Source organism: Lentzea sp. NPDC036955 (assembly GCF_055608005.1).
Map to the genome: position 1 here is coordinate 87,123 of NZ_JBVJRC010000003.1, position 17,683 is coordinate 104,805.

Here is a 17,683-nt window from a genome sequence, read left to right on the forward strand (position 1 = left end):
GCGATCGGACGTGACCCCGACCCCGTCCGTCACCGGGGCTGCAGGCCCTCCAGGAACTCCCCGGCCGCGCGGGCCACGCCGAAGTGGTCGCCGGTCGCGAAGCTCGCCCCCGCCGCACGCCACCACTCCGCCTGCTCGGCGCTGGTGATCCCGTCGACCGCCACCGACACACCGCGTTCCCGCAGCAACGGCAGCAGCGCCGCGACGTACGGCGACCGGCTCTCCACCAGGCCGCGGGCCACCCGCACCGCGCGGACCGGCAGGTCGGAAGCGAGCAGGCCGAAGTCCAGCGGCCCCAGGCCGAAGTCGTCGATCGCCGTCAGCACGCCCATGCGGGTCAGGACGGCGACGTTGTCCGCGGCGTCGGCCATCGGCAGCACCGAGCCGGGCACGCTGATCATCAGCTGGTCGGTGGGCAGCCCGACCTGGTCGAGCACGCCCACGACCCGCGAGACCAGGTCCGCGTCGGCCGACTGGTGCGCGGTGAGCCGCATCGCGAGCGCGCGGTCGAACTGGCCGCGCTGGCGCCACCACACCGACTGGCCGGCGGCGACCCGCAGCGCCCACTCGCCGAGCGGCAGGATCAGCCCGGTCTGCTCGGCCAGCTCCGCGCACCGGTCGTGGCCCAGCTCGCCCGCGTCCGGCCGGTCCCAGTGCAGCGCGGCCTCGACACCGCTGACCACCCCGCCGACCAGGTCGACGACCGGCCGGTACCGCACGGTGATCTCGCCGTCCTCCCACGCGCTCGGCATCGCCACGGCCAGCGCGTCGTCACGGCGTTCCTCGGCGTCCTGGCCCGCGTGGAACAGCTCCCACTGGCCGCGGCGGCCCTTCTTGGCCCTGCGCAGCGCGCGTTCCGCCGAGCGCAGCACGTCGAGCGGCTCGCTGTCGGCGGCCGGCCGGTGCACGACGCCCGCGCTGACCGACACCGCCAGCCCGTGACCGTCCACATAGGTCGGTTCCAGCCCGAGGTCGTCGTTGATGCCGCGCATGACGGCGTCGATGCCCGGCGTGGTCGCGGTGTTCTCGACCAGCACGCCGAACTCGTCGCCGCCGAACCGGGCGATCATGACCTTCTCGTCCGCCAGCAACGCCTTCAGCCGCTGCGTGACGTGCTGCAGCAGGCGTTCGACGACCCGGCCGCCGAAGGTGTCGCGCAGCATGCCGAACGCGTCGAGGTCGAGGTGGAACACCGTGATGCCGTGCTCGGGGTCGCACTTGCGCAGCGCGATCTCCAGCTGGGTCGTGAAGAACTGCCGGTTCGGCAGGCCGGTGAGCACGTCGTGCAGCGCCTGCCGCTTGAGCTCGCCCTGCAGCAGCGCCAGCTCCGTGCCGTCCTCGACCACCACGACGAAGTGCATCGGCTTGTCGTCGGCGCCGCGCAGCAACGACGCCGTCAGCGTCACCCGCGCCGACTCGCCGTCCTTGCGCAGCAACCGCTGCGACTGCCGGACCCGCTCGGTGGCGCCGGCGGCCAGGTCGGCGAGCGCCTCCCGCAGCATGTCGGTGAAACCGGGCTGGATCAGGTCGAGCAGCGGCACACCGGTGAGCTCGTCGGAGGTGCTGCCGAGGATCTGCCCGATCGCGGCGTTGACCTGGAGCAACCGGCCGTCGAGGTCGACGATCAGCACGCCGTTGGTCGAGGAGGTGACCACCTCGTTGAAGCGGGCCTCGCTCTCCCTGAGGTTCCAGTTCGCGTCGCGGACCGCCTTGAGCAACGACTTCTGCATGCCCTCCTGCTGGGAGAGCACGGACTCGGTGCTGGCGGCGGTGAACCCGACGCCGAGGGCGCCCACGGCGAGCGCGACCCGTTCCGCGTACCGCTCGACGGGCTGGAACTCCGGCAGCGCGAGCAGGCCCTTGCCCAGCACCTCGGTGGTGCAGCGCAGACCGGCCTTCCCGAGGTGGCCCAGGCCCACCAGGTCGGCGCCCAGCTGCTCGACCGCGGTCGCGCGGAACGGTTCCTCGTGCAGCAGGGCGCACAACGCGTCGAGCCGGCCGCTCAGCTCCTCGTCGAGCTCCTGGCTGCCGCGCGGGATGACGACGGTGCCGAGCAGCCGGTAGGACCACTTGCGCGCGAGCGTCAGCCGCGCCCGGACGGCGTCCTCGGGCGACGGGGTTGCGTCACGTGCACGACTCGGCTTCGGCATTCGGGGCTGCCTCGTCACGGGCTCGGAGTGTCCGGCAGTTTAGCCACGCACCGTCGGTCCCACCTCAACCGGCGACGTGAATCGACATCACCCTATCGGTATCGGCTATGACTTACGACCGACCCCTGCGAAGGCGATCCGGTTCACCGCCGGGTCGTCGGAGATGTCACCAGGACCGGAAGGTCGCCATTCGGCGTACTTGACCAGTCCCGGTTCGACCAGCTCGAAATCACCGAAGAAGGCTTCGATCTCGGCGCGGTCGCGATAGGCGACGTCACCGCCGCCGGCCTTGCTCATCCGGTCGGTGACGGCCCTGGCCTCGTCGTTGACGTGGTCGCCGGCCATGTGCGAGATCGCGAGGTAGCTCCCGGCGGGCAACGCCTCGCGGTAGCGCTTGAGCAGCCCCTGCGGGTCGGCGTCGTCCGGCACCCAGTGGACCATGAACAGCAGCAGCAGCCCGACCGGCTGGTCGAAGTCGAGCAGCCGCCTGACCTCGCCGCTGCTCAGGATGCTCTCCGGGTCGCGCATGTCGGCCTGCAGCACGCCGACGCGGTCGTTGCCCGCGACGATCAGCTCACCGTGCGCCACGGCGACGGGATCGCGGTCCACGTAGACGACCCGGCACTCCGGGGCCTGCTCCTGCGCGACCTCGTGCACGTTCGCCACGGTCGGGATGCCGGAGCCGATGTCGAGGAACTGCCGCACCCCCTGCTCGGTCATGAACCGCACGGCACGGCGCAGGAAGGCCCGGTTGAGGCGGGCCGCGCTGCGCGAGTGCGGCATCATCTCCTCGGCCTTGTCGCCCATCACGCGGTCGACCGCGAAGTTGTGCGCGCCGCCGAGCAGGTAGTCGTAGACCCGCGCCGCACTGGGCACGGACACGTCCACGCTCTGCGGGATCCAGTTCTCGTCGGCCACGGCGACCACCCTCTTGAGGTTGCGGACGCACAAGCTTAGTCATGCACGAAGCGCACTCGATTAGGCCGCAAGTGTGAACACACGCCACCCGAACGGGCACTGTCATCCTCACCCGAACGACTCATAAGGTGGTCCATCCTTTCCACGTCGCGAGGAGCGATGATGTCCGTCCCGGTGGCACCCGGTCGGCTGCCATTTCTCGGGCACACGTTGCCAATGCTCAGGAAAAGATTCGCCTTCACCGGGAATTTGCGTGGTCGCGGTGATCTGGTGGAAGTCCACCTGGGTCCGATGCGCACCTATTTCGTCACCAGCCCGCGGTTGACGCACCAGGTGCTGGTCACCGATGCGCCGAAGTTCCACAAGGGCCGGATGTACGACAAGTTCCGCCCGTTCGTGGGCAACGGGCTCGCGGTGTCCAGCGGGTCGTTCCACCTGCGCCAGCGCCGGATGGTGCAGCCGGCGTTCCACCGCGACCGGATCGCGGGCTACGTCACCGTCATGGCCCGCGCGGCGCGCGAGGTCGTCGACGGCTGGCGGCCGGGCGAGGTGCGGCAGCTGGAGGCCGACATGCAGGGCCTCGCCGTCACGATCGTCGGTGAGGCGCTGTTCTCCACCGAGATCGGTCAGCGGGCGATCGACGAGGCCCGGCGGTCCGTCTTCGTGATCATCCGCAACGGCATCCTGCGCGCGTTGTCACCGGGGTTCGTGGAGAAGCTGCCCATCCCGGCGAACCGCGAGTTCGACGAGGCGGTCGACCGGATGCGGGCGATCGTGCAGGAGGTCATCGCGGCCCGCCGCGACGACCCCGCCGACCACGGCGACCTGCTGTCGACCATGCTGGCCGCCAGGGACGCCGAGACCGGCGAGCCGATGACCGACGAGCAGGTCTTCGACGAGGTCATCACGCTGCTGACGGCCGGGATCGAGACCACCGCGCTCGCGCTGGCGTGGATCTTCCACGAGATCGCCGCGAACCCCGACGTGCAGCGGCGGGTCGTGGCCGAGGTCGACGAGGTGCTCGCCGGGCGCGCGGTCACGGTCGACGACGTGCCGAGGCTGACCTACGTCGGCCAGGTGGCGAGCGAGGTGCTGCGGAAGTACCCGCTGTGGCTCGTCATGCGCCGCACCGCCGAGGAGGTCGACCTCGGCGGCGTCCGCCTGCCACCGGGCACCGAGGTGATCCTCAGCCCGCACACCCTGCACCACGACCCCGCGCAGTTCCCCGACCCCGAGCGCTTCGACCCGGACCGCTGGACGCCCGACCGCGTCCGGCAGCTGCCGAAGGGCGCGTTCGTCCCGTTCGGCGGCGGCATCCACCAGTGCATCGGCAACCACTTCGCGCTGACCGAGATCGCCGTCGTCGTTGCGGCGGTCTGCTCGCGCTACCGGCTGGTCCCGGACCGGCCCGTGCGCACCACGTTCACCAATGCGGCCTACCCCAACGACCTGATGATGAAGGTCGTCCCCCGCTAGTTGGAGGTTTCTTCCCCCATGCGTTTCCGTCGGCTCTGTGCCGCCGTGCTGCTCGCCGCGCTCTTACCGGTGCCCGCGCAGGCGAACGCCGCCCAGACCACCTGTGAGGACGTGTACACGCCCGTCCAGTTCGGACTGGTCAAGCAGACGATGTACGGCCGCCTCTGCGTCCCCCGCGGGGCCAGGGCGGTCCAGGTGCTCGTCCCCGGTGGCACCTACACCAGCGGCTACTGGGACATCCCGGTCGGTCCCGAGGCCCGGTCGGTCGTGCGCGCCATGAACAGCGCCGGCATCGCCACCATGGCGGTGGACCGGATCGGCACCGGCAAGAGCACCAAGCCGCTCAGCATCCTGGTCGACGTCCCCAACCAGGCCGAAGCGGTGCACCAGATCGTCGAGCGCCTGCGGCAGCGGTTCGCGAAGGTGCTGATCGGCGGGCACTCCATCGGTTCCGCGATCGCGATGGCCGAGGCCGGCCGGTACCGCGACGTCGACGGCGTGCTGGTCACCGGCATGACCCACCAGTGGGACTACGTCCGGGCCGTGCCCGCGCTGACGAACCTGATCCCCGCCGTGCTCGACGCGAAGCTGAGCCTGCGCGGTCTCGACCTCGGCTACCTGACCACGGCACCCGGCACCCGTTACACCATGTTCCACGCACCGGGCCCGAAGGTCACCGACGTGGTGAACCTCGACGAGTCCACCAAGGACGTCGTGTCGGCCGGTGAGTTCGTCACGACCGCGCTGATGTCGAACATCGTGCTCCCCGCGAGCGGTGCCATCGACGTGCCGGTGATGACCGTGCAGACCTCGGCCGACTACTTCTGCGGCACCCCGCCGCTCGGCGCCGACTGCTCGTCGTCCGCGGCACTGGCCCGCTCCGAGCGGCCGTTCTACCCGCGCGCACCGCGGCTGGACGCCTTCGTGGTCAACGGGTACGGCCACTGCTTCAACTTCTCGGTGACGGCCGCTGACGCCTACCACACGGCCGTCGTCACCTGGCAGCGCAGCGTCTGACGGCATCTGCAAGGGGGCTAGAGCTTCTGCAGGAACTCGCCTGCGTCGCGTGGAACGCCGAAGTGGGTGCCGATCGCGAGGTCGGCGCCCGCTCGCGCCCACCACTCGGCCTGGGCGGCGGTCTCGACGCCGTCCACGCAGATGTTCACGCCCAGCTCGTGCACGGCGGGGGTGAGCGCGGCGCACCGCTCGTCCTGCTTGCGCACCAGGTCCCCCGGCACCAGCACGGACGCGATCGGCAGCTCCGAGAGCCAGTTCAGGTCGCGCGGGCCGAGAGCGAAGTCCTCCAGCGCGATCCGCACTCCCCTGGCCGCCAGCGTGCCCAGGTTCTCCGCCGCGCAGGCCACGCCCAGCACGCCGACCGGCATGCTCAGCGTCAGCCGCTCGTGCGGCAGGCCGGTCTCCTCGATCACCCGCGCCACGCGGGACACGAGGTCGCCGTCGGTCGACTGGTGGCGGGTGAGCCGGACGCCGAACTGCGCGTCGAGCTCACCGCGGTGCCGCCACCACTGGGCCTGACCGGCGACGATCCGGATCAGCCACTCGCCCATCGGCAGGATCATGCCCGTGGCGTCGGCGAGCTCGGCGCAGCGGTCGGTGAGGTCCCAGTGCAGCACGGCCTCCACGCCCGCCAGCTCACCGGTCGCGAGCGCGCGCACCGGCCGGTAGCAGACGCCGATGTCACCCTGTTCCCACGCGCCCGGCATCACGACGGCCAGCGCGTGGTCACGGCGCCGTTCGGTGTCCTGGTTGCTGTGGAACAACTCCCACTGGCCGCGCTGGTCCTTCTTGGCCTGCCGCAACGCGAGGTCGGCCATGCGCAGCAGCTCGACCGGGTCGACGTCCGGCGAGGGCCGGTGCACGACGCCCGCGCTCACCGACACCGCGAGCCCGTGCTCGTCGACGAACACCGGTTCGGCCAGGTCGGCGTTGATCGTGGTCATCATCGTCGCGATGTCCGGTGTGGCGGCGGAGTTCTCGACGACGATGCCGAACTCGTCACCGTCGAACCGGGCGACCATCGCCTGTTCGCGCGACAGCAACGCGCGCAGCCTGCGGGCCACGTGCTGCAGCAGCCGCTCGCCGACCCGGCCGCCGAGGCTGTTGCACACCAGGCCGAACGCGTCGAGGTCGAGGTGGAACACCGTCACGCCGAGCACGGGGTCGGCCCTGCGCAGCACGGTCTCCAGGTGGGTGGTGAAGAACTGCCGGTTCGGCAGGCCGGTCAGCACGTCGTGCAACGACTGCCTGCGCAGTTCTCCTTGCAGCAGCGCGAGTTCCGTGGCGTCGTCGGCGACCACCAGCACGTGGCTGGGCTTGTTGTCGCCGTCGCGCAGCAGTGACGCCGTCAGCGTCACCTTGGCCACGTCGTCCTCGCCGCGCAACAGGTGCAGCGGTTCCCGTTCGAACTCACGGCGTTCGGCCAGCACGCGTTCGACCATCTCGCGGAACACGACGACCGACCCCGGCGCGACCAGGTCCATGAGCCGCGTGCCCGGATCGGGCTTGTGGCCCAGGACGTCGCCGACGGCGTCGTTGACCCACACCACCTTGCCGTCGAGGCCGACGACGAAGATGCCGCTGGTCGACGACGTCGCGATGCCGGCGAACCTGGCCTCGCTGCGCCGCTGGTCCCGCTGCGCGTCACGGGCGGCCTTGAGCAGCGCGAGCTGCATGCTCTCCTGCTGGTCCAGGATGGAACGTGCCCGCGCCGCGCTGAAGGCGCACATCAGCGCGCCCATGCCGCCGACGACGCGCACGACGTGCTGCTTGCTCCCGCTGAACTCGTCCAGGCCCAGCAGGCCCTTGCCGAGCACGTCGACGGTGCGGCGCAGCCCGGGCTCGTTGACGTAGCCGACGCCGGCGAGCCGCTCGCCCACCTGCTCGAACGGAGCGGGGTCGAACGGCTCGCTGTGCAACGCCGTGCACAGCACGTCGAGCTGGTCGCCCAGTTCGGCGTCCAGCTCGTCCCGGCTCAACGCGACCATCACGACGCTGCTGAGCAGGTAGCTCCACTTGCGCGCCAAGGCTTCCCGCGCGCGGGCGGTGGCGGTGCCCGCGGGTGGAGCGGCATCGGGTCTACGGCTCGGTTTCGTCATTCCCGTTGCCCTGTATGGGTTGAAGAGTGCCCGGCAGTTTACCCACCACGAGTCGGCGTCCGTTGCGCCAACAGTGTGAAAGCGCCACTCCTTGGAGTGGTTTTAACCCTTACGACCTACTTCAGCGTACCGGAACACGTTCACGGGCGCCTCCGCGGCGACGTCGCCGGGACCGACCGGTCACCGCGCGGCCGTCGCCTCCTGGGCGGTGCGGATCTGACCCTAGACTCGGCGCATGGACGAAGAGATCCACGAGCGGATCCGCGACACCATCAAGGCGATCCCCCGCGGCCGCGTCGCCACCTACGGCGACATCGCCGATCTCGCCAAGGCACCGTCGCCCCGGCTGGTCGGCCGCATCCTGAACGAGGACGGCCACGACCTGCCATGGCAACGCGTCCTGAAGGCGGACGGCACCTGCGCCCCGCACCTGCGCGACACCCAGCTGCAGATGCTGCACGAGGAAGGGGTGCCGAACCTCGACGGGAAGGTCAACCTGCGGGAGTACCGGTGGGAGGACGCGCGCGAAGAGGAGCTCCCCGGGCTCTGGTAGGCGGTGCGCAGGTCGGCGACCGGCCTCGCGCTCACGCCGACCTGCGCACCCCCGCAACGCCCTCCCGGTACTTCCGCACCAACGCCTCGACCACCAGCGGATGCGCCCCGACCGGTTCCGCCACCACGTCCGCCCCGCACGCGGCCAGGCCGCCCTGGAAGACACCGGGCGCCAGCAACCACGACGCCACCACGACCCGCCGCCCGCCGTGGCGGACCGAGGCCACCACGTCCGCGATCCGGGGCGTGGCCGTGGCGACGTACCCGACGGCCTCCGCCCCCACCAGCACCGCGGCCCGCCGCACGTCCGCCAGGGCCCGCGCGTCCGACGAACCGGCCGCGCCGAGCACCACCAGGTCGCCGCGCCGGACCCCGGCCTCGCGCAACCGGTCCACCACCGCCGGCACCGCGGCCACGCCCAGCGGCTCGGTCACCACGACCCCGGGGCGTGACCCGATCTGCTCCGGGATGTCCACCCGCACGTGGTACCCGGCCGCCAGGAACACCGGCACGACGACGCACGGACCGTCCACAACGGACCGGACGTCCGGCTGGAGCACGTCGGCGTACGCGACCGCGACGGGTGCGTCCACCGCGGCGCGCACCAGGGCCGCGATCTCCTCGCACACCGCGACCCCGCGCGGGTTCCGCGTGCCGTGGAAGGCCAGGACGAGCTTCATGCGGGCTCCATCGCGAGTCGGTATCCGCGCTTGACCACGGTGCACACCATCTGCGGCGCCCCCAGTGCCGTCCGAAGCCGTCCGATCGCCGTCTCCACGGCGTGTTCCTCGCCGCCGGAGGGCAGGGCGGCCAGCAGCTCCTGCCGGGACACCACCCGTCCGCGGGCGGCGACGAGGGTGCGCAGCACCGCCATCGGCGCCGGTGCGACGGGGCGCAGCTCGCCGTCGATCACCACGGCCTGGGCGCGCATCTCCATGTCCAGCGAGGCGATCCGCAGCCGGGTCGCCCGCGCGGGTAGCTCGACGGCCAGTTCGCGCACCATCGAGCCGATGCGCGAGCGGGCCGGCTGCACCACCGGGATTCCTGCGGCCACCAGGGGACCTGCGGTGATCGCGCCGACGCCGACCACCAGCACGGTGCGGCGCAGGGCCTCCACCAGGTCGGCGCGGCGGTCTCCGGCCGTGCGCAGCACCGACGAGGCGGCCGGGGCGCTGGTGAACGTCAGCGCGTCCACCTGGCCGTCGAGCACCGCGTCGATCAGCCGCTCCAGCGGGCCGGGGTCGGCGGGCGGTTCCCAGCGGTAGACCGGGATCTCGACGACGTCGGCGCCCGCGGCCTGGAGGGTGCCGACGAAGTCCGGCAGCGGTTCGCCGTGCAGCTGCACGGCCACGCGTTTGCCGGAGACGCCCATCCGCAGCAGGTACTGCAGCAGCTCGGCGTTCGACTCGGACGACGGCGACCACGTCTCGGTCAGGCCGGCGGCCCGCACCGCGCCCTTCGCCTTCGGGCCGCGCGGCAGCACCACGGCCGACGACAGGGCGCGGTGCAGGCGCGCGCCCAGGCCCCAGCCCTCCGCGGCCTCGAACCAGCCGCGGAAACCGATCGCGGTGGTCGCCACGACCACGTCGACCGGCGCCGACAGCAGGGCGGACGTCGCGGCCAGCAACGAGGTGTCGTCCGGCAACGGCACGATGCGGATGGCCGGGCCGTGCAGGACCGCGGCGCCCTTGCGTTCGAGCAGCGCGATGAGCTCGTCGGCACGGCGGGCGGCGGTGACGCCGATGGTGAACCCGGCCAGCGGACCGGTCACGTCAGCTCCACCACACCGTCACGCACACGCACCCCGTGCACGGCGACCGACACCTCGGGCGAGTCGAGGCACTTGCCCGTGGCCAGCTCGAAGGCCTGCTTGTAGACCGGGGACACGACCACGGGCACGCCGCCGCGGTCACCGAGGATGCCGCGGGAGAGCACCGCGGCGCCGCTGAACGGGTCGACGTTGTCCAGCGCGTGCAGGGTGCCCTCCGCGGTCAGGAACACGGCCACCTGCGAGCCGTCGGGGAGCAGGGCCGCGACGCCCTGTTCCGGGCGCAGCAGGGCGAAGTCACAGACCTTCGTCATCGCACGACCTCCGGGATGCCGAGCTGGACGGGAACGCGCTGACCGCGTTCGGCGCGGAACGAGATCGACGGGTCGGGGGTGCCGGGGGCGTTGACGAACGACGTGAAGCGCGCCAGCTTCTCCGGGTCCTCCAGCACGCCCTTCCACTCGTCGGCGTACGAACCGACGTGGGCGTCCATCGCGGCCTCCAGGTCGGCGCAGATGCCGAGCTCGTCGTCCACGACCACCTCGCGCAGGTGGTCGAGGCCGCCGTCGAGGCCCTCCAGCCACGCCGAAGTGCGCTGCAACCGGTCCGCGGTGCGGATGTAGAACATCAGGAACCGGTCGATGGTGCGGATGAGCGTCTCCGTGTCCACATCGGACACCAGCAGGTCGGCGTGGCGGGGTGTGAAGCCGCCGTTGCCGCCGACGTAGAGGTTCCAGCCGTTCTCGGTCGCGATGATGCCGAAGTCCTTGCTGCGGGCCTCCGCGCACTCGCGCGCACACCCCGACACCGCGGACTTGAGCTTGTGCGGCGACCGCAGGCCGCGGTAGCGCAGCTCCAGGTCGATCGCGAGCCCGACGGAGTCCTGCACGCCGTAGCGGCACCAGGTCGTGCCGACGCAGGACTTCACCGTGCGCAGCGCCTTGCCGTACGCGTGCCCGGACTCGAAGCCGGCGTCGACCAGGCGGCGCCAGATCTGCGGCAGCTGGTCGACCGTCGCGCCGAACAGGTCGATCCGCTGCCCGCCGGTGATCTTCGTGTAGAGCCCGAAGTCGCGGGCGACCTCGCCGATCACGATGAGCTTCTCCGGCGTGATCTCGCCGCCGGGGATGCGCGGCACGACCGAGTAGGTGCCGTTGCGCTGCATGTTCGCGAGGAACCGGTCGTTGGTGTCCTGCAACGAAACCTGTGCCTCGCCGAGGATGTGCCCGTTGTTCAGCGACGCCAGGATCGAGGCCACGGCGGGCTTGCAGATGTCGCATCCGCGCCCGCTGCCGTGCTTCTCGACCAGCGCGGTGAACGTCGTGATCCGGGTCGCGCGGACGATTTCGAACAGCTCCGCGCGCGAGTGGGTGAAGTGCTCGCACAGCGCCTTGGACTGCTCGACGCCGCAGTCGGTCAGCAGCTTCTTCAGCATCGGCACGCACGAACCGCAGCCCGTGCCCGCCTTGGTGCACGCCTTCAGCTCGGCGACGTCGCACGCCACACCGGACCCGATGGCGTCGGTGATCGTCTGCTTGGTGACGGCGTGGCACGAGCAGACCTGGGCGTCCGCCGGCATGTCCACGTCGACGGCCGCACCCGGCTGCAACAGGGCCGCGGGGACCTCCTTGCCCACCAGCGGGCGCAGCGACGGGTAGGCCGACGCGTCACCGACCAGCACGCCGCCGAGCAGGGTCTTCGCGTCGTCGGACACCACGAGCTTGCTGTACGTGCCCGCGACGGCGTTGTTCACGACGACTTCCAGCGCACCCTCGGTCGTGGCGTGCGCGTCACCGAACGACGCCACGTCCACGCCGAGCAGCTTCAGCTTCGTCGACACGTCCGCACCGGGGAACACCTTCGTGCCACCGGAGAGCTGGTCCGCGACCACCTCGGCCATCGCGTAACCGGGCGCCACCAGCCCGTACGTGACGCCCTCGACCGCCGCGCACTCGCCGATCGCGAACACGTGCGGGTCGGCGGTGCGGCAGGAACCGTCGACCAGGTACCCGCCGCGCGGTCCCAGCTCCAGCCCGAGGTCCAGGTCGGTGCGGGGCCGGATGCCGGCGCTGAACACCACGACGTCGAGGTCGAGCTCCAGACCGCTGGCCAGCTTGGCGATCAACCGCGACCCGTCGCGTTCGATCGAGGAGGCGGAGGTGCCGGTGTGCACGGTCAGGTCGAGCTTCTCGACCAGCCGCTTCAGCAGTCCGGCGCCGCCGTCGTCGACCTGGATCGGCATCAGCCGGGGTGCGAGCTCCACGACGTGCGGCGAGACCCCCATGCCGCGCAGCGCGTTGGCCGCCTCCAGGCCGAGGAGGCCACCGCCGAGCACCATGCCGGAGTGCCGGCCCGGCCGGTCGGCGGCCTGGACCGTCGCCCGGATCTCGTCCAGGTCGTCGATGGTCCGGTAGACGTGGCAGCCGGGCAGGTCCCGGCCGGGGACGGGCGGCACGAACGGCACGGAGCCGGTGGCCAGCACCAGCGCGTCGTAGCCGACCTCGACACCGGAGGCGCCCACGACGACCCGGCGTTCCCGGTCGACGGAGACCGCTTTCTCGCCGAGGCGGAGCTCGCACCCGCTCAGCGCGGGCAGCTCCAGGCCGGCGGAGCTCCACGTGTCCACATAGGACGACAGGGCGACCCGGTCGTAGGCGGGGCGGGACTCCTCGCCGAACACGACGATCCGCCACCCGGAGTCGTGCAGGAGTTCGGTGAGCCGGTGGCCGACCATGCCGTGGCCGATCACGACCAGGGTTCGAGTCATCGGAGTCCCTCCTTCCACCCGGAATCGTCACCGGGCGGTGTGTCGTGCCGAGGTCAGCTGTGTGTCCGAGCTGTTACACGCCCGCGTAGGCCAGGGACGGCCGCGCCGCGAAGACGGTGCGCCGCAGGTAGAACCACCACGTGGTGCCCAGGCAGAGCGCGTAGAACACGAGGATCGCGGTCAGCGCGGGCGTGAGCGTCTTCGAGCCCTCCAGCGAGAACTTGAAGACCAGGTTCACCAGCACGCCACCGGCCGCGCCGACCGCGCCCGCGATGCCGACCACGGCGGCGGCCTGGCGCTTGGCGGACTTGTCGTCGTCCGACTGCGTGCGGAAGATCGCCGGGATCATCCGGTACGTCGAGCCGTTGCCGACGCCGGCCAGCACGAACAGCGCGATGAACGAGCCGAAGAACAGCGCGAAGTTCTTCGTGTCGACGCTGATGATCACGCCGATCGTGCCGACGCCGAGCCCCACGAACGTGCCCAGCGTCACCTTCGCGCCACCGACCCGGTCGGCGAGCCACCCGCCGGCGGGCCGGGCGACCGAGCCGATCAGCGCGCCGAGGAACGCGAGCGCCACCCAGCCCCTGTGGTCCACGAAGCTGAGCTTGATCAGCGACGGGAACGCGAACGAGTAGCCGATGAACGACCCGAACGTCCCGATGTACAGGAACGACATCACCCAGGTGTGCTTGTTGGACAGCGCCAGCTTGTACGACTGGCCGTCCGGCTTGGCCTGGGTGAGGCTGTCCATGAAGAACCAGGCGCACAGCGTGGCGACCACGATGAACGGCATCCAGATCAGCGCCGCGTAGGCCAGGTGGATGCCGGTGCCGAGCGTGATGACGACCGGCACGATGAGCTGCGTGATCGCGACGCCGAGGTTGCCGCCGGCGGCGTTCATGCCGAGCGCGAGGCCCTTCTTGCCCTCCGGGTAGAAGAACGAGATGTTCGCCATCGACGACGAGAAGTTGCCGCCGCCCAGGCCCATGGCGGCCGAGGTGAGCAGGAAGAACCAGTACGGCGTGCCGGGCGTGGACACCGCGTGGGCGAGCATCGTGCAGGGGATCAGCAGCAGCCCCGCGCTGATCGTCGTCCACACCCTCCCGCCGAACCGCGGCACCGCGAACGTGTAGGGCACCCGCAGCACCGCGCCCACCAGGTTCGGCACGATCAGCAGCCAGAACTGCTGGCCGACGCTGAAGTCGAACCCGACCGGGCCGAGGCTCACCACCACGATGCTCATCAGCACCCAGACGCTGAACCCGAGGTTCTCCGCGAAGATGGAGAGCGCGAGGTTCTTGCGTGCGATCCGCTTGCCGGTGGACTCCCAGAACTCGGGCTTCTCCGGCTCCCAGTGGTCGATCCAGCTCATGTACGTCCTCCGCGGGGTCGGCGATTGCCGAGAAACCTAGGAACCGCGCGTTACCAGGGGGTTCTGGTCGATGACGGCGGCGGCAACTCCGCCGCACATCACGCGGTGGCCGGTTGTGAGGCCCCGAGCCAGTCGAGCAGCCCGCACACGGCGTCCTTGCAGCCACCGCAGCCCGTGGTCGCCCGCGTGGCCTCCGCGAGCTGCGGCAACGACTCCGCGCCCGCACGCCACGCCGACACGATCTGTCCTTTGGAGACGGTGTTGCAGCGGCAGATCACCGCGCTGGACGGCAGGTCCGCCGGTGACGCGGCCTCCGCGGGCAGCGCCCGGCCCAGCAGCAGCGCCAGCCGGTCGGTCGGCGCGGGGATGCCGCGGTCGTAGAGCTGGGTGATCGTGGCGGCCGCGTCCGGTGCGCCCAGCACGATCGCGCCGGTGACCCGGTCGTCGCGCAGCACCAGCTTGGCGTAGCGGCCGCGGGAGGGTTCCTGGAAGCACAGGACCTCCGAGTCGGGGCAGTCCACGTCGGTGTGCACGTCGCCCAGTGCCGCGAGGTCGACGTCGCGGGCCTTCAACCGGGTCACGACGGACGTGCCGCTGTAGCGCGCGGCCGGGTTCGCGCCGGTCAGCCGGTCGGCGAGCACGGCGGCCTGGTCCCACGCGGGCTGCACGAGACCGGAGACGGTGCCGGGGTGCTGGGCGCAGTCGCCGATCGCGTGGACGCGCGGGTCGCTGGTGCGCAGCGCGTCGTCCACGACGATGCCGCGGTCCACGTCCAGTCCCGCCCGCACCGCCAGCCCGGTCTCCGCCCGCACACCGGCGGAGACGACCACCAGCTCGGCGGGCACGTGCGTGCCGTCGTCGAGGACCAGACCGTCACCGGGCAGGTACTTGGCGGCCCGCGCGTTCAGCCGGAACTCGATGCCGAGCTTGCCGAGCGTCCGCGCGAGGACACCGCCGGCGCCGGGGTCGAGCTGGCGTTCCATCAGGTGGCCGACCGGGTGCACGACCGTGACCAGGCAGCCGCGCCCGGCCAGGCCGCGTGCCGCCTCGATGCCCAGCAGGCCACCGCCCAGGACCGCGACCGGCATGCCCTTCTGCGCCTTGGCCTCGATCCGCGCGCAGTCGTCCAACGTCCGGAAGGCAACCACCCCGTCGGCGAGCTTCCCGTCCTCGACGAGCCCTTCGGCCGGCGGCACCCACGGCACACTCCCCGTCGCCAACACCAACGCGTCGTACGCAACGGTCACGCGGGGGCCCCGCGTTCCCCCCAGGGGAACGCGGGACTCCCGCGTGACATCCAGGGGAACGTGCACGCGGGGCCCTTCCGTGCTCTCTGAGGGTACGAAAGCGCCCCGCGTGCACCTGACGTCCACCGTTCGGGTGACGCGGTCGAGGGAGACGACCTCGTGGGAGAGGCGCAGGTCGATGTTGTGGGTGGCGGCCCAGGATTCGTCGTGGAGGCGGGTCGCTGAGGGAATCATGGTCCCGGCGACCACGGTTGAGAGCAGCACGCGGTTGTACGCCGCGTGCGGCTCGGCTCCGATGACGGTGATGGAGATGTCCTGGTCACGGCGGCGGAGCTCGTCCGCCAGCCGTGCGCCCGCCATGCCGTACCCGACGATCACGACTCGTCGCATGCCCGCTCCAATCGCACCGCGCAGACCTTGAACTCGGGCATCCGGCTCGTGGGGTCGAGCGCGGGGTTGGTGAGCAGGTTCGCCCGCCCGTCACCGGGGAAGTGGAACGGCAGGAACACCGCGTCGACGCGCATGCTCGGCACGCAGCGCACGGTGGCCGTGACACGACCTCTTCTGGACACGACGTGCGCGGGCTCGCCGGGAACGAGTCCCGCCCGCGCGGCCGTGTCGGGGTGCACCTCGACGTACGTCCCGGGAACGGCCGCGGCCAGCTCCCCGATCCGCCGCGTCTGCGCACCTGACTGGTAGTGCTGCAAGACCCGCCCGGTGGTGGCCTGCAACGGGAACTCGGCGTCCGGCGGTTCCGCCGGGCCGGTGTGGTCGACCGGGACGAACCGCGCCAGACCGTCGGCGTGGGCGAACCGGTCCAGGAACAACCTGGGGGTGCCGGGGTGGTCGGTCGAGGGCACCGGCCAGTGCAGCTGCTCGGCGTCGAGCCGCTCGTAGGTGATGCCGGAGTAGTCGGACAGGCCGCCCTGCGAGGCCTTCCGCAGCTCCTCGAACGCCTCGCGCGGCGACGTGGGGAACCCCGTCGGCACGCCGAGGCGCGCGGCCAGGCCGTTGATCAGCTCCAGGTCGCTGCGGACACCCGGCGGCGGGTCGAGCGCCTTGCGGCGGCGGATGACCCGGCCTTCGAGGTTGGTCATCGTGCCGTCCTCCTCGGCCCACTGCGTGACCGGGAACACGACGTCCGCCATCGCGGCGGTCTCCGACAGGACGAAGTCGGCGACCACCAGCAGGTCCAGCGCCTTCATCCGCTCGGTGACATGGGCCGCGCGCGGCGCCGAGACGACCGGGTTGCTGCCGAACACGAGCATCGCCTTCAGGTCGTCGGCGGTGAGCAGCTCGTAGGCGCTGCGGCCGGGGCCCGGCAGCTCGTCGACGCCCCAGACGGCCATGACGTGCGCGCGGGCCGCCGGGTCGTCGATCTTGCGGTAACCGGGCAGCTGGTCGGCCTTCTGACCGTGCTCGCGGCCGCCCTGGCCGTTGCCCTGCCCGGTCAGGCAGCCGTAGCCGGAACCGCTCCTGCCCGGCAGGCCCAGCGCGAGCGCCAGGTTGATCCACGCGGAGACGGTGTCGGTGCCCGACGCGTGCTGCTCGGTGCCCCGCCCGGTGAGGACGTACGAGCTCCCGGCCAGCATCTGCACGGCCGCGCGCTGGTCGGCGGCGGACACGCCCGTGACGCGTTCGGTCTGCTCCGGCCACCACTGCGCGGCGATCCGCCAGGCGTCGTCGAACCCGGTGGTGCGCTCGGCGATGTACTCCTTGTCGACCAAGCCCTCGATCACCGCGGTGTGCAGCAGTCCCAGTGCCAGCGCCAGGTCCGTGCCCGGTGCGGGCTGCAGGTGCAGCGTGGCGCGTTCCGCGGTGGCCGTGCGGCGCGGGTCGATGACGATCAGCCGGGCGCCTTCGAGGTGCCGCAGGAACGGCGGCATGGTCTCGGCCGGGTTGGAGCCCGCGAGCAGCACCGTGTCGGCGGTCCGCAGGTCGGTGAGCGGGAACGGCATGCCCCGGTCCAGCCCGAACGCACGGTTGCCCGCCGCCGCGGCCGACGACATGCAGAACCGGCCGTTGTAGTCGATCTGCGAGGTCTTCAGCGCGACCCTGGCGAACTTGCCCAGCAGGTACGCCTTCTCGTTGGTCAGCCCGCCGCCACCGAACACGGCGACCTCGTCGGGTTCGCAAGTCCTGATCCTGTTGACCACGTAGTCCATCGCCTCGTCCCACGAGGCGGGTTCGCCGTGGACCAACGGCGTGGTGAGGCGGCCTGGATGGCGCAGCAGCTCCCCCGCCGTCCAGCCCTTCTGGCACAGCCCACCGGGGCCGGGGGCCACCTGGCCGTCGATGACGCTCATGGCGCACT

13 protein-coding genes are annotated in these 17,683 nt (G+C 71.5%); 3 read left to right on the forward strand and 10 right to left on the reverse strand.

Going from position 1 to position 17,683, the window contains the following annotated elements:
• Positions 1-29 precede the first annotated feature (29 nt).
• Both ACZ7CF_RS09510 and ACZ7CF_RS09515 read right to left on the reverse strand, forming a co-directional pair.
• Positions 30-2,150, reverse strand: a complete 2,121-nt coding sequence (locus ACZ7CF_RS09510) for a putative bifunctional diguanylate cyclase/phosphodiesterase (protein WP_458429271.1) — start codon at positions 2,148-2,150, stop codon at positions 30-32.
• Positions 2,151-2,255: 105 nt separating this feature from the next.
• Positions 2,256-3,068: an SAM-dependent methyltransferase gene (locus tag ACZ7CF_RS09515; protein WP_360386375.1), complete on the reverse strand. Its 813-nt coding sequence runs from the start codon at positions 3,066-3,068 to the stop codon at positions 2,256-2,258.
• Between the two features lie 162 nt (positions 3,069-3,230).
• Between ACZ7CF_RS09515 and ACZ7CF_RS09520 the strand changes: the two genes are divergently transcribed.
• Together ACZ7CF_RS09520 and ACZ7CF_RS09525 are read left to right on the forward strand one after the other, a co-directional pair.
• Positions 3,231-4,544: a cytochrome P450 gene (locus ACZ7CF_RS09520; RefSeq protein WP_360386372.1), complete on the forward strand. Its 1,314-nt coding sequence runs from the start codon at positions 3,231-3,233 to the stop codon at positions 4,542-4,544.
• A gap of 18 nt (positions 4,545-4,562) precedes the next feature.
• Positions 4,563-5,561: an alpha/beta hydrolase gene (locus ACZ7CF_RS09525; RefSeq protein ID WP_360386369.1), complete on the forward strand. Its 999-nt coding sequence runs from the start codon at positions 4,563-4,565 to the stop codon at positions 5,559-5,561.
• A gap of 17 nt (positions 5,562-5,578) precedes the next feature.
• On the opposite strand, the gene ACZ7CF_RS09530 is transcribed toward ACZ7CF_RS09525, so the two are convergent.
• Positions 5,579-7,660, reverse strand: a complete 2,082-nt coding sequence (locus tag ACZ7CF_RS09530) for a putative bifunctional diguanylate cyclase/phosphodiesterase (RefSeq protein ID WP_470369373.1) — start codon at positions 7,658-7,660, stop codon at positions 5,579-5,581.
• Between the two features lie 235 nt (positions 7,661-7,895).
• Here ACZ7CF_RS09530 and ACZ7CF_RS09535 point away from each other — a divergent pair, with 235 nt between their 5' ends.
• Positions 7,896-8,213 carry an MGMT family protein gene (locus ACZ7CF_RS09535; RefSeq protein WP_360386363.1) on the forward strand — a complete coding sequence of 106 codons (318 nt, stop codon included), beginning with the start codon at positions 7,896-7,898 and terminating at the stop codon, positions 8,211-8,213.
• A 31-nt stretch (positions 8,214-8,244) separates the two neighbouring features.
• Here ACZ7CF_RS09535 and ACZ7CF_RS09540 read toward each other — a convergent pair whose 3' ends face one another.
• The 7 genes from ACZ7CF_RS09540 to ACZ7CF_RS09570 all read right to left on the reverse strand — a co-directional run bounded on the left by ACZ7CF_RS09540 (position 8,245) and on the right by ACZ7CF_RS09570 (position 17,675).
• Entirely contained in the window at positions 8,245-8,892 is a 648-nt protein-coding gene (locus tag ACZ7CF_RS09540; protein WP_360386361.1) for a sirohydrochlorin chelatase, read from the reverse strand.
• A complete protein-coding gene (locus ACZ7CF_RS09545; RefSeq protein ID WP_360386359.1) occupies positions 8,889-9,983 on the reverse strand; it encodes a uroporphyrinogen-III synthase in 1,095 nt (364 codons plus the stop codon). Before ACZ7CF_RS09545 ends, ACZ7CF_RS09540 begins: the two co-directional genes overlap by 4 nt.
• On the reverse strand, positions 9,980-10,294 hold the full coding sequence (nirD, locus tag ACZ7CF_RS09550) for a nitrite reductase small subunit NirD (RefSeq protein WP_360386357.1): 315 nt from the start codon (positions 10,292-10,294) through the stop codon (positions 9,980-9,982). The genes ACZ7CF_RS09545 and nirD overlap by 4 nt, the downstream gene beginning before the upstream one ends.
• Positions 10,291-12,747: a nitrite reductase large subunit NirB gene (gene nirB / locus ACZ7CF_RS09555; protein WP_470369374.1), complete on the reverse strand. Its 2,457-nt coding sequence runs from the start codon at positions 12,745-12,747 to the stop codon at positions 10,291-10,293. Before nirB ends, nirD begins: the two co-directional genes overlap by 4 nt.
• Positions 12,748-12,820: 73 nt before the next feature.
• The gene (locus tag ACZ7CF_RS09560) at positions 12,821-14,122 is read right to left on the reverse strand and encodes an MFS transporter (protein ID WP_470369375.1); all 1,302 of its coding nucleotides are present in this window, start codon (positions 14,120-14,122) and stop codon (positions 12,821-12,823) included.
• A 98-nt stretch (positions 14,123-14,220) separates the two neighbouring features.
• Positions 14,221-15,759: an FAD-dependent oxidoreductase gene (locus tag ACZ7CF_RS09565; protein ID WP_470369376.1), complete on the reverse strand. Its 1,539-nt coding sequence runs from the start codon at positions 15,757-15,759 to the stop codon at positions 14,221-14,223.
• Positions 15,744-17,675, reverse strand: a complete 1,932-nt coding sequence (locus ACZ7CF_RS09570) for a molybdopterin oxidoreductase family protein (RefSeq protein ID WP_470369667.1) — start codon at positions 17,673-17,675, stop codon at positions 15,744-15,746. Before ACZ7CF_RS09570 ends, ACZ7CF_RS09565 begins: the two co-directional genes overlap by 16 nt.
• Positions 17,676-17,683 lie beyond the last annotated feature (8 nt).